Source organism: Kitasatospora sp. NPDC001683 (assembly GCF_053596495.1).
Genome location: NZ_JBSFGK010000038.1, coordinates 1 through 12,197, shown reverse-complemented (window position 1 = coordinate 12,197; position 12,197 = coordinate 1). Strand labels below are relative to the sequence as shown.

9 protein-coding genes are annotated in these 12,197 nt (G+C 71.7%); 7 read left to right on the top strand and 2 right to left on the bottom strand.

All coding sequences use genetic code 11. The features are described from left to right. Positions 1-2: 2 nt before the first annotated feature. Positions 3-1,205, bottom strand: a complete 1,203-nt coding sequence (locus ACWCYO_RS21235) for an 8-amino-7-oxononanoate synthase (protein ID WP_449785089.1) — start codon at positions 1,203-1,205, stop codon at positions 3-5. 248 nt (positions 1,206-1,453) lie between these two features. On the opposite strand from ACWCYO_RS21235, the gene ACWCYO_RS21230 reads away from it, so the two are divergent. From ACWCYO_RS21230 to ACWCYO_RS21215, 4 genes are all read left to right on the top strand, one after another. After that, entirely contained in the window at positions 1,454-1,879 is a 426-nt protein-coding gene (locus ACWCYO_RS21230) for a WXG100 family type VII secretion target (RefSeq protein ID WP_270149195.1), read from the top strand. Between the two features lie 29 nt (positions 1,880-1,908). Next, positions 1,909-4,140 carry a hypothetical protein gene (locus ACWCYO_RS21225; protein WP_449785088.1) on the top strand — a complete coding sequence of 744 codons (2,232 nt, stop codon included), beginning with the start codon at positions 1,909-1,911 and terminating at the stop codon, positions 4,138-4,140. A 42-nt stretch (positions 4,141-4,182) separates the two neighbouring features. Continuing rightward, positions 4,183-4,917, top strand: a complete 735-nt coding sequence (locus tag ACWCYO_RS21220; protein ID WP_449785087.1) for a hypothetical protein — start codon at positions 4,183-4,185, stop codon at positions 4,915-4,917. A gap of 63 nt (positions 4,918-4,980) precedes the next feature. Continuing rightward, positions 4,981-7,473 carry a DEAD/DEAH box helicase gene (locus ACWCYO_RS21215; RefSeq protein WP_449785110.1) on the top strand — a complete coding sequence of 831 codons (2,493 nt, stop codon included), beginning with the start codon at positions 4,981-4,983 and terminating at the stop codon, positions 7,471-7,473. A 55-nt stretch (positions 7,474-7,528) separates the two neighbouring features. On the opposite strand, the gene ACWCYO_RS21210 is transcribed toward ACWCYO_RS21215, so the two are convergent. Then, positions 7,529-8,416, bottom strand: a complete 888-nt coding sequence (locus tag ACWCYO_RS21210; protein ID WP_449785086.1) for a hypothetical protein — start codon at positions 8,414-8,416, stop codon at positions 7,529-7,531. A 236-nt stretch (positions 8,417-8,652) separates the two neighbouring features. Between ACWCYO_RS21210 and bioB the strand changes: the two genes are divergently transcribed. The 3 genes from bioB to bioD are packed head-to-tail and all read left to right on the top strand — an operon-like array spanning position 8,653 to position 11,934. After that, positions 8,653-9,855: a biotin synthase BioB gene (gene bioB / locus ACWCYO_RS21205; RefSeq protein ID WP_449785085.1), complete on the top strand. Its 1,203-nt coding sequence runs from the start codon at positions 8,653-8,655 to the stop codon at positions 9,853-9,855. 19 nt (positions 9,856-9,874) lie between these two features. After that, positions 9,875-11,179: an adenosylmethionine--8-amino-7-oxononanoate transaminase gene (locus tag ACWCYO_RS21200; RefSeq protein WP_449785084.1), complete on the top strand. Its 1,305-nt coding sequence runs from the start codon at positions 9,875-9,877 to the stop codon at positions 11,177-11,179. Next, complete coding sequence (gene bioD / locus ACWCYO_RS21195) at positions 11,176-11,934, top strand: dethiobiotin synthase (RefSeq protein ID WP_449785083.1); 759 nt, start codon at positions 11,176-11,178, stop codon at positions 11,932-11,934. Before ACWCYO_RS21200 ends, bioD begins: the two co-directional genes overlap by 4 nt. The last annotated feature ends 263 nt before the right edge of the window (positions 11,935-12,197 follow it).

Genomic DNA, 12,197 nt, shown 5'->3' with positions numbered 1-12,197 from the left:
GGCTATTCACTCCGCGCACCCGCCGGGGCCAGCTCGGCGATGATCCGGACGGCGTCCGCGATCTGCGCGTCGGTGAGGTCCCCGCGGGCGGTCAGGCGCAGCCGGGAGACGCCGTCCGGGACGGACGGGGGCCGGAAGCAACCGACCGCGAGGCCCGCCCGGCGGCAGTCGGCGGCCCAGGCGACGGCGGCCTCCGGGCCCGGGGCGCGGACCGAGACCACGGCCGCGTCCGGCTCGCAGGCCCGCAGACCGGCGGCGGTGAGCCGGGCGGCGAGGCTGCGGGCGACCTCGCGGGCCCGCTCGGCGCGCTCCGGCTCGGCCCGCAGCAGCCGCAGGGCGGCGAGGGCGGCGCCGGCGGCTGCCGGGGCCAGACCGGTGTCGAAGATGAAGGTGCGGGCGGTCTCGGTCAGGTGCTGGATCACCCGGCGCGGGCCGAGCACCGCGCCGCCCTGCGAACCGAGCGACTTGGACAGCGTCACGGTGGCGACGGTGTCCGGCTGCCCGGCCAGCCCGGCCGCCGCCAGCGCGCCGCGCCCGCCGGGGCCGAGCACGCCCAGCCCGTGGGCGTCGTCCACCAGCAGCGCGGCGCCGTGCGCCCGGACGGCCTCGGACAGCCCGCGCAGTGGCGCCGCGTCCCCGTCCACCGAGAACACCGAGTCGGTGACCACCAGCGCCCGCCGCTGCGCCCGCCCGGCCAGCACCTCGGCGACCGCCGCCGGGTCGCTGTGCGGGGCCCGGTGCACGTCGGCGCGGGCGAGGCGGCAGCCGTCGATCAGCGAGGCGTGGTTGTAGGCGTCGGAGACGATCAGGGTGTCCGGGTCGGTCAGCGCGGTGAGCGCGGCCAGGTTCGCCGTGTACCCGGAGGAGAACACCAGCGCGGCCTCCACCCCGCAGAACTCCGCGAGCTCCTCCTCCAGTTCGGTGTGCAGCGCGGTCGTCCCGGTCACCAGCCGCGACCCCGTCGCACCCCCGCCCCACCGCAGCGCCGCCTCCCCCGCCGCCCGGGTCACCACCGGGTGCCTGGTCAGCCCCAGGTAGTCGTTCCCGGCCAGGTCCAGCACCGGATCCTCCGCCGCCCGGCTGCGCAACGTACGGGTCAGCCCGGCGTCGGCGCGCAACGCGGCGGCCTCGTCGAGCCAGTCGAAGACGTCCGCCGGGGCCGGCGCGGCGGCGGGGCGGGTCTGGGAGGCGAGAGAGTTGACCATGCCCGGCACTCTGACACGCCTCCCGAGCCCCGATCAATGTGCGACTCGGCACAGCCCCGGCGTGCTGTTTTTGTGGCGTTCATCTTGAATTCATTTGAATTACAGATCCCAGACACCGAAACTCTGTCACTTCGACTGAATTCGACAGCTCTGCAGCCACCCCCAATGACTCGACAATATTTTCGATACACTCCACGTCGTTCTTCACCTGGGGGCAAGAAGTGACAGACCTTGAGTTCGAGCGTCGAATGAACCCGTGGCTCTTCGACGACAAGGGCAATCTGACCGAAGAAGCGAAGAAGCGGTTTCCGGACCTGGCCGGCGCCAACGCCGCCCCGGTCTCGCTGAATCCGGCCGGCGGCGGGAAGACCGTCACGGTCAACACCGGCGTGCTCCAGCAGGCCGCCCAGAACGCCTTCTCCCTGCGGGACTCCGTCAAGTCCGAGTGCGACCAACCTGGCGAGCACGTGACCGCCGCCGCCGGTGCGCTCAAGGGCTGGGCCCTCGGCACCGTACTCCCCGCATCCTGGGCAACGTGGTCCACCCAGGCCGACGCCCTGAAGGGGACGGTCGGAGATATCGGCACCAACCTCCAGACCACCGCGCAGGCGTACATCCAGACCGAGTCCGACATCCACGCCAGCTTCAACAAGCCGCAGAGCGCCAAGAGCTAGCACCGCGCACGGGGGAAAGCAGTACGATCATGGTGACATTCAGCCAGCTCCAGCAGGTCGACCTCAGCAGCCTCAACTCGGCGGCGGGCGACTTCGAGGCCCTGGTCCGCAAGTGGGACCTCACCCAGCGGATGCAGAACGAGGTCATCGGCACCATCACGCAGTCCGGCTGGCACGGTGACGCCGCCGGCCTCGCCAACGCCAAGCTCACCTGGGCCCGCGACCAGATCCACGCCGCCTTCGAGGAGGCCTCAGCGCTGGCCAAGGCCCTTCGGGACGCCCACACCGAGATCACGGCCGCCAAGCAGGACCTCACCAATGCCGTGCACAACGCCACCACGGTCGGCCTCACCGTCAACAGCGAGGGCGCGGTGAGCTGGCCCGCGCCCACGACCGAGGAGGACAAGCGCGACCCGGACTACGGCAAGAGCTGGAAGGCCAAGGCCGATTCGGCGGCCAAGGCCATCGGCGACGCGATCGACCGCGCCACCGAGGCCGACCTCGACGCTGCCAGGGCCCTGGGCGACGACACCGGCAGTGACGGCACCGCCTTCAACGCCAATCCGGCCGGCGGCATCCCGGAGGAGGAGGCCAAGGCGGCCACCTACATCCTCAGCCTCGGCGACAAGGCCAGCGACGCCCAACTCAAGCACCTCCAGAGCATCCTGGACCACCACAACAGCGACCCGCGCTTCGCCACCTCCTTCTACGGCAACCAGGACCCGGCGACCTTCCTGTCGAAGTACGGTGCCATGGCGCAGAGCGGGGACTACGCCAACAGTCCGGCCCGCTCCGCCGCGATCAAGGGCATCCAAAAGGACCTGGGCCTCACCCTGGCCACCGCGACCGACACCAAGCAGCCGCTGCACGTCTCGGACGACTGGGAGACCAAGCTGCGCGCGGCCGGTGCCAAGCAGATCCCCGTCCCGGCGGGCGCCGACCCGGCGCACAGCCCGTACGGCTACCAGATCATGGCCAACCTGTTGCGCAACGGGAAGTACGACCCGCACTTCATCAACCCGATCGCGGAGCACGTCACCCAGCTCACCGAAGAGAACCCGATGCGCTGGGACGCGGCCACCAAGGCCACCTACCCGTTCACCGAGCTCAAGTTCATCGGCGTGCCCGACAAGGACGGGAACCTGCGCGGCATCAACCCGATGTCCGCCGTCCTGGAAGGCCTCGGTCACAGCCCCGAGGCGGCCACCAAGTTCTTCCACGATCCGGCGACCACCTACAACCCGGACGGCACGGTCAAGAGCACCGGCGGCGCGAACACCTACCTCAAGACCCTCACCGACAACGGCACCCGCTCTCTCCTGCTCGACCAGCAGTACCCGCCCCGGCCGAACCCGGGCACCGCCGACCCCTTCGACGTCACCTCCCTCGGCCACGCCCTCGAGGCCGCCACCACCGGCCGGGCGTACGACGACGTGCACGGCAAGTTCCCTCCGCACACCAGCGACATGAACGCCGTCATGCAACAAGTCGTGACCAGGTTCGGCACCGGCGACGGTCCGGACGCCCTCAACGGGGGACGGTTCGCGAACCTCAACGGCAGCCTCGGCAACATGACCGCCAACTACATGGGCGACATCCAGGGCGCCCTGGAAGGGCCGGGCTCCAACTCGCACCTGTTCAAGGCGGGCGAGGTCGAGCGACTGCTGGGCACGCTCGGCCGGAACCCGGACGCCTACGCCTCGATCGCTGCCGGGCAGCAGGCCTACACCACTGCCCAGATCCAGGACGTGCTGGCCCACCCCGAGCTGCACAAGGACCTGGCCGTGGCGATCGAGAACATCGCCAAGCCGGCCGGCCAGGTCAACGGCCTGATCACCAGCGCCATGGTCGACGCGATCTACGACAAGCACACCGCCAGCGACGCCCAGTTCAACGGCGCCATCGACACCAAGCGGGAACTCGCCGGCCAGCTCTGGTCGTTCGCCGGCGACGCGATCAAGGAGAGGGCCCCCCTGATCGGCGAGGGCGTCGACTACGTGGCCAACCAGATCATGGACAACGTTGCCGCCGGCTACAAGGTCGACACCCACGACGCCGCGAGCGACGAGGCCGTCACGGCGAAGCAGAACGCCGAGACCAACGCCCAGCAGGCGATCATCAACGCAGTCCGCGACGCCGGCCGCAATACGGGCGCCGACCCGAACTACATCGACGACGTGGCCCGACGGGCCGCGCAGGAGGAGAACACCGGCTACGGCAGCGGCAGGGACTCCTTCGGAACCGCGTTCCCCAAGAAGTAGACCCCGAACGCCACACCCCAGGCCCACCGAGAGCATTGAGACATGGCTGACGTCGCCCACATCATCCCGCCGTCCCCGGACGACCCGCCCCGGCGCCGGTCCCGGGTCCGCCCCTGGCACGCCGCCGTCGCCCTCGTGGCGGCGGCGGCCGTGGGCGGCGGGTTGTGGGCGTGGAAGCCGTGGCAGGAGGTGGAGCTGCCGCAGAGCGCCTGCTGGTCCCAGGTCACCAAGGACGAGCTCAAGGTGCTCGCGGGCCCGGACGGCCGTGGCTACGAGGGCGCCCGCCAGGACCGGATGGCAACCCCGTCGGCCCCGGTCAACGGCGACCGGTACGGCAAGTGCGAAGTCTGGTGGGCCGGGCAGCACAGAACGGCCGACGTCCTTCTGTCGGCAACCGTCTCCCCCGCCTACGACGGGATCGACGCCGACCGGCAGAAGGACACCCGGGAGGCCGGTCGCACCACGCCGCTGGACTTCGGCCCCGACACAGTGGGCTGGGTGGCCGACGCGGGCGGCGACAAGTCTCCCCGGGTGCGGTTGTACGTCCGATGCGACGGCTACCAGCTGCCGGCGGAGCTCCGTAAGGGCGAGGCCGACCCGGCGTACGTCCAGGTCTCCGTCGAAGGCGAGCCCTGGGTCTCCACCTCGCCCCGTGCCAGGATCCGGCAGACGTACGCCGATGTCGCCCTGAAGATCGCGCGGGCCGCCCCGGGCGCGTACAGGTGCGCCAACACCCCCCAGCTCGTCTCCACCGCCCCGACCGTTCCCGTCGCGTGATCGCGGGCTTTGCCCGGGGTGGCGGCGAGCAGGCAAGATAGCCGGGTGACCCTCCTTGATCTGATGCCGAAGCCCGCCACCCCCGACGCGCTGTACGAGACGTTCGCAGCCTGGGCGGAGGAGCGTGGGATCACGCTGTACCCGGCGCAGGAGGAGGCGCTGATCGAGCTGGTGTCCGGGAACAACGTGATCCTGGCGACGCCGACCGGCTCGGGCAAGAGCCTGGTGGCGGCGGGGGCGCACTTCGCGGCGCTGGCGGAGGGGCAGCGGACGTTCTACACGGCGCCGATCAAGGCGCTGGTGTCGGAGAAGTTCTTCGACCTGGTGAAGATGTTCGGCACCGAGCAGGTCGGCATGATGACCGGCGACGCGAGCGTGAACCCGACCGCGCCGATCATCTGCTGCACGGCCGAGGTGCTGGCGCAGATCGCGCTGCGGGACGGTGCGCGGGCGGACATCGGCCAGGTGGTGATGGACGAGTTCCACTTCTACGCCGAGCCGGACCGCGGCTGGGCCTGGCAGATCCCGCTGCTGGAGCTGCCGCAGGCGCAGTTCCTGCTGATGTCCGCGACGCTCGGTGACGTCCGCCGCTTCGAGGAGGACCTGACCCGCCGCACCGGCCGCCCGACCACGGTGGTGCGCAACGCGACCCGCCCGGTGCCGCTGTTCTACGAGTACCGCCGCACCACCCTGCACGACACCCTGGAGGAGCTGCTGCAGACCGGCCAGGCGCCGGTCTACGTCGTGCACTTCACGCAGAAGGAGGCGGTGGAGCGGGCGCAGTCGCTGATGAGCATCAACATGTGCTCGAAGGCGGAGAAGGACGCCATCGCCGAGCTGATCGGCAACTTCCGGTTCACCACCAAGTTCGGTCGCAACCTGTCCCGTTACGTGCGCCACGGCATCGGCGTGCACCACGCGGGCATGCTGCCGAAGTACCGTCGGCTGGTCGAACGCCTCGCCCAGGCGGGCCTGTTGAAGGTGATCTGCGGCACCGACACGCTCGGCGTCGGCGTCAACGTGCCGATCCGCACGGTGCTGTTCACCGCCCTGTCGAAGTACGACGGACAGCGCGTGCGCATCCTGCGCGCCCGCGAGTTCCACCAGATCGCCGGGCGCGCGGGCCGGGCCGGCTTCGACACCGTGGGCCAGGTGGTCGCCCAGGCGCCGGAGCACGTGATCGAGAACGACAAGGCGATCGCCAAGGCCGGGGACGATCCGAAGAAGAAGCGCAAGGTGGTGCGGAAGAAGGCGCCGGAGGGCTTCGTCGGCTGGACCGAGGAGACCTTCGACAAGCTGATCGCCGCCGACCCGGAGCCGCTGGTCTCCCGGTTCAAGGTGAGCCACGCGATGCTGCTGTCGGTGATCGGCCGCCCGGGCAACGCCTTCGAGGCGATGCGCAAGCTGCTCACCGACAACCACGAGGACAGGTCCGCCCAGCGCCGGCACATCCGCACCGCGATCGCCATCTACCGCTCGCTGCTGGAGGGCGGCGTGGTGGAGCGGCTGCCGGAGCCGGACGCCGAGGGCCGGATCGTCCGCCTCACCCTGGACCTCCAGGAGAACTTCGCGCTCAACCAGCCGCTGTCCACCTTCGCGCTGGCCGCCTTCGAGCTGCTCGACCCGACCTCGCCGTCCTACGCGATGGACGTCGTCTCCGTCGTCGAGGCGACCCTCGACGACCCGCGCCAGATCCTCGCCTCGCAGCAGAACAAGGCGCGCGGCGAGGCCGTCGGCGAGATGAAGCGGGACGGCATCGAGTACGAGGAGCGGATGGAGCGGCTCCAGGAGATCACCTACCCGAAGCCGCTGGAGGAACTGCTCACCCACGCGTACGAGGTGTACCGCCGGGCGCACCCGTGGATCGGCGACCACCAGCTCCAGCCGAAGTCCGTGGTGCGGGACCTGTACGAGCGGGCGATGACCTTCACGGACTACGTCGGCTTCTACGAGCTGGCGCGCACCGAGGGCATCGTGCTGCGCTACCTGGCCGGGGCGTACAAGGCGCTGGAGCAGACCGTCCCCGAGGACGTGAAGACCGACGACCTGAAGGACGTCATCGCCTGGCTCGGCGAGCTGGTCCGCCAGGTCGACTCCAGCCTGCTGGACGAGTGGGAGCAGCTGGCCAACCCGACCGAGCCGCAGGCCGCCGAGGTCACCCTGGACGACAAGCCGGCTCCGGTCACCGCCAACGCCCGCGCCTTCCGGGTGCTGGTGCGCAACGAGATGTTCCGCCGGGTCGAGCTGTGCGCGCTGGAGCACTGGGACGAGCTCGGCGAGCTGGACGGCGAGTACGGCTGGGACGCGGACCGCTGGGCGGACGCCATGGACGGCTACTGGGACGAGTACGACGACCTGGGCACCGGCCCGGACGCGCGCGGCCCCAAGATGCTGATCATCGAGGAGGAGGACTCCGCCTGGAAGGTCCGGCAGATCTTCGACGACCCGGAGGGCGACCACGACTGGGGCATCAGCGCCGAGGTCGACCTGTACGGCTCGGACGAGGAGGGCCGGGCGGTGCTGCGGGTGACCGCGGTGGACCGGCTCGGGGGCTGACCTTCCGCCAAAAGGGGCCCGGCGCGACGAGTTGCGCCGGGCCCCTGGCCGTCCGTCACATCCAGACGAACGGCTGGCCCGCCGCGTAGGACAGCGCCCGGGTGGCCTCGTCCAGGTTCGGCTCGCCGCCGGTGCCCGAGGCGGTCGGCGTCGGGGTGGTGGCGCCGGGGGTGCCCGGGGTGGCGGTGCCGGCCTGGTGGGCGTCGCCGGGACGGGAGCTGGTGACGGTCACGTAGTGGCCGACCGCCTCGATCCGCGGCTCGCTGCCCGGCTTGGCGCTGCCGGCGGAGGGGGCGGGCGCGATGTTGGTGTCGGCGAGGATGAAGGCGACCGCGCCGGGCTTGGCGCGCAGGGCCTCGGCGGCCTTGGCGGCGGCGGACTGGTCGGTGAAGCGCAGCAGGGTGACGCTGCTCAGCACCGGGTGGTCGACACCGGTGAAGCTGACCGTCAGATAGGCCCGACAGCCGCTGTCCCGGAGCAGTTCCTGGGTGCGGTCCTGGAGCACCTCGTCGCACTGCTCGCCCTGCCGGATGCCGTTGCGCCGGGCCTTGTAGCCGATGGCCTCGACCGTGCGCTGGGCGGGGAAGAGGTTGTCGGCGTTGAGGGCCTCGGGGTCGGTGGTCGGCGGCGGGGCGCCCACCACCGGGGGCGTGCGGGCGGAGTCCTTGGTGGAGGGGCCGAGGCCGGGTATGTAGTCGCCGGGCGTCGGGCGGGTGATGATCCATCCGCCGGCCACGACCACGCCCACCACGACGACCCAGCCGACCGCCCGGCGGCCGGTCAGCCGCCGGCCGCGCCTGCTGCGCGCGGTACCGTCGGCCGCGGTGCTCCCGGCCGCAGTGGCCTCGGCCGAAGTGCCCGCGGCGCCCGCGCCGGTCCGCTGTCCTGCCCGGCCGTCCTGGCCCTCTCCCGGAGTCGGGGTGCGCTCCCCCTGCGTGGTCATGGCGCAGATTCTAAGCACCCTCCGGGTGGCCTGGATCACGGGGTCGGGGGTTGTCGATCTTCGCCCCGCACGCCACTTCGCTACCCGCCGGTAACCGTCCTCCCCGACCCCCGTCAAGCGCGTGACCAGCGCCGACGCCGTGAGCTTCGACACTGTGGCAATCGGCACATCCTTCCGGGGATCTTCTGGTGGGTTTGCTCTGGCGTCATTCGAGCGCCAGCAGGCAGGATCGGCCCATGGATCTGCTCGATACCCTCACCAGCAAGGGCCTGCGCGGCGAAGTCCCGACCCGCGAGGAGGCCCTGGCCGTCCTCTCCACCACCGACGACGAGCTGCTCGACGTGGTGGCCGCCGCCGGCAAGGTGCGCCGCCGCTGGTTCGGCCGCCGGGTCAAGCTCAACTACCTGGTGAACCTGAAGAGCGGGCTCTGCCCCGAGGACTGCTCCTACTGCTCCCAGCGGCTGGGGTCCAAGGCCGAGATCCTCAAGTACACCTGGCTCAAGCCGGAGCAGGCCGCCGACGCCGCCCGTGCCGGGGTGGCCGGCGGCGCCAAGCGGGTCTGCCTGGTCGCCAGCGGCCGCGGCCCGACGGACCGTGACATCGACCGGGTCACCGACACCATGGCCGCCATCAAGGACGCCGACCCCGAGGTCGAGATCTGCGTGTGCCTCGGCCTGCTCTCCGACAACCAGGCCGAGCGGCTCAAGGCGGCCGGCGCCGACGCCTACAACCACAACCTCAACACCTCCGAGGGCACCTACGGCGACATCGCCACCACCCACACCTACGCGGACCGGGTGGACACCGTGCAGAAGGCCCACGGCGCCGGGCTGTCCGCCTGCTCCGGCCTGATCGCCGGCATGGGCGAGAGCGACGAGGACCTGGTCGACGTGGTGTTCGCGCTGCGCGAGCTCGGCTCGGACTCCGTCCCGGTCAACTTCCTGATCCCCTTCGAGGGCACCCCGCTCGCCAAGGAGTGGAACCTCACCCCGCAGCGCTGCCTGCGCATCCTGGCGATGGTCCGCTTCGTCAACCCCGACACCGAGGTGCGGATCGCCGGCGGCCGCGAGGTGCACCTGCGCTCGATGCAGCCGCTCGGGCTGCACATCGCCAACTCGATCTTCCTCGGCGACTACCTCACCAGCGAGGGCCAGGCCGGTCAGGCCGACCTCGACATGATCAAGGACGCCGGCTTCGAGGTCGAGGGCGCCGGCGAGGCCACCCTGCCGCGCCACCGCGCGGACATCGCGTCGGCCGCGTCCGGCTCCTGCGGGACGGCGGCCTCGGCCTGCGGCAGCGGCGGCGGCTGCGGCCCGTGCGGCGGGCACTCCCACTCGGAGCCCGCGCCGGTCGAGCAGGGTGCGGACGACGAGCTGCGCAGCGACCTGGTCAAGGTCCGCCGCCGCGGCGCCGGCACCGAACTCGCCCCCAACGCCTGACCACCGGGGAGAACTCACCATGTCCCAGCTGTCCGCGGACACGCTGCTCGCCCTCGACCGGGCGCACGTCTGGCACCCGTACGGGCCGATGCCCGGCACCGTCACCCCGTACGTGGTCGAATCCGCCTCGGGCGTCAGACTCCGCCTCGCCGAGCCCGTCGCGGACGGGCGGCGCGAGCTGGTCGACGGGATGTCGTCCTGGTGGGCGGCCATCCACGGCTACCGGCACCCGGTGCTGGACGAGGCGGTGCGCGAGCAGCTGGGACGGATGAGCCACGTGATGTTCGGCGGGCTCACCCACGAGCCGGCCGTCCGGCTGGCCGCCCGGCTGGTGGAGATCACCCCGGAGCCGCTGCAGCACGTATTCCTCGCCGACTCCGGCTCGGTGGCGGTCGAGGTCGCCATGAAGATGTGCCTGCAGTACTGGCAGTCGACCGGGCGGCCGGAGAAGCGCCGGCTGCTCACCTGGCGCGGCGGCTACCACGGCGACACCTTCCACCCGATGTCGGTCTGCGACCCGGACGGCGGGATGCACCACCTGTGGGGCGGGGTGCTGCCCGGGCAGCTCTTCGCGCCCCAGCCGCCGACCGGCTTCGACGCCCCGCTCGACGCCGAATACGCCGCCCGTTTCGAGGAGTTGATGGAGCGTCACGCGGACGAGCTGGCGGCCGTCATCGTCGAACCGGTGGTCCAGGGCGCCGGCGGGATGCAGTTCCACTCCCCCGCCTACCTGCGGATGCTGCGCGAACTCTGCGACCGGTACGGGGTGTTGCTGGTCTTCGACGAGATCGCCACCGGCTTCGGCCGCAGCGGCGCACTGTTCGCCGCCGACCACGCGGGCCTCTCCCCCGACGTGATGTGCCTGGGCAAGGCCCTCACCGGCGGGTACCTGACCCTCGCCGCCGCGCTGTGCACCAGCGAGATCGCCGACGGGATCAGCCGGGGCGAGATGCCGGTCCTCGCCCACGGCCCGACCTTCATGGGCAACCCGCTGGCCTGCGCGGCCGCCAACGCCTCGCTGGACCTGCTGCTCGGGCAGGACTGGGCGGTGGAGGTCAAGCGCATCGAGACCGGGCTGGTCGAGGGGCTCACGGCTGCCCGGGACGTTCCGGGCGTGCGCGACGTACGGGTCCAAGGAGCCATCGGCGTCGTGCAGTTGGACCACCCGGTGGACGTCCCGGCGGCGACCGAGGCGGCGGCCCGCGAGGGCGTCTGGCTGCGGCCGTTCCGGGACCTCGTCTACACCATGCCCCCGTACGTCTCCCAGGACGAGGACATCGCGCGGATCACCGCCGCCGTGACCGCCGCGGCGGTGGCCGGATGAACGCGCGCATCCTGTTCGTGACGGGCACCAACACCGACGTCGGCAAGACCGTCGCCACGGCGGCCGTCGCCTCGGCGGCACTGCAGGCCGGGCGGAAGGTCGCCGTCCTCAAGCCCGGGCAGACCGGCGTCGGACCGGGCGAACCCGGCGACGCGGACGAAGTCGCGCGCCTGGCCGGTGAACTGACGATCCGTGAGCTCGTACGCTACCCGGAGCCGCTGGCACCCGACACCGCCGCCCGGCGGGCCGGGCTGCCGTACCTCGCCCCCGCCGAGGTGGCGACGGCGGTCGCCGAACTGGCCGCCACCCACGACCTGGTGCTGGTCGAGGGCGCGGGCGGCCTGCTGGTCCGCTACGACGACCAGGGCCGTACGCTGGCCGACCAGGCCCGGGCCGTCCTCGACGCCGGCCTCCCGGCCGAGGTACTGCTGATCGCCTCCGCCGGGCTCGGCACCCTCAACATCGTCGCGCTCACGGCGGAGGCCCTCACGGCCCGCGAACTCCCGCTGGCCGGCGTCCTGGTCGGCTCCTGGCCGAGCGCCCCCGGCCTCGCCGAACGCTGCAACCTCGCCGACCTGCCGCGCTCGGCCGGCGCCCCGCTGCTCGGCGCCCTGCCGGAACGAGCGGGCGCAGCCGACGACTTCGCGGCACTCGCGCTCTCGTCCCTGGCGCCTGAGCTGGGCGGCAACTGGGACGCGGAGCACTTCGCACACGTCCACCGGCCGGAACAGGGTCCGCTTCGCTCGAAGGTGTGAAGCCCGTCCCCGAACCGTGCGTCCGGGGGTACCGGCTCAATACCGTTCCAGCTGTCAACTACCCGGCCCTGAAGGACCCGGCTTGAGGTTAACCATGTGCCCGATGAGTCGCCCCACCGGTGGTCACCTCGTCCTGCGCGGCGTTCTACGCCGCGCTGGGGCGGTTGGCTGCGCCCCGCTGCCACGCATCAGCCGCGCGGTGGCGGATGTTGCGGGAGCCTCCCCCAGCCTTCGGCCGGGAGGTGCCCCCATCATCCGCGTGC

Bases quoted from the DNA above. Each gene is read 5' to 3' on its own strand.
- ACWCYO_RS21235 (WP_449785089.1), bottom strand. From the start codon at position 1,205: ATGGTCAACTCTCTCGCCTCCCAGACCCGCCCCGCCGCCGCGCCGGCC.
- ACWCYO_RS21215 (WP_449785110.1), top strand. From the start codon at position 4,981: ATGCCGAAGCCCGCCACCCCCGACGCGCTGTACGAGACGTTCGCAGCC.
- ACWCYO_RS21230 (WP_270149195.1), top strand. From the start codon at position 1,454: ATGAACCCGTGGCTCTTCGACGACAAGGGCAATCTGACCGAAGAAGCG.
- ACWCYO_RS21220 (WP_449785087.1), top strand. From the start codon at position 4,183: ATGGCTGACGTCGCCCACATCATCCCGCCGTCCCCGGACGACCCGCCC.
- bioD (WP_449785083.1), top strand. From the start codon at position 11,176: ATGAACGCGCGCATCCTGTTCGTGACGGGCACCAACACCGACGTCGGC.
- bioB (WP_449785085.1), top strand. From the start codon at position 8,653: ATGGATCTGCTCGATACCCTCACCAGCAAGGGCCTGCGCGGCGAAGTC.
- ACWCYO_RS21225 (WP_449785088.1), top strand. From the start codon at position 1,909: ATGGTGACATTCAGCCAGCTCCAGCAGGTCGACCTCAGCAGCCTCAAC.
- ACWCYO_RS21210 (WP_449785086.1), bottom strand. From the start codon at position 8,416: ATGACCACGCAGGGGGAGCGCACCCCGACTCCGGGAGAGGGCCAGGAC.
- ACWCYO_RS21200 (WP_449785084.1), top strand. From the start codon at position 9,875: ATGTCCCAGCTGTCCGCGGACACGCTGCTCGCCCTCGACCGGGCGCAC.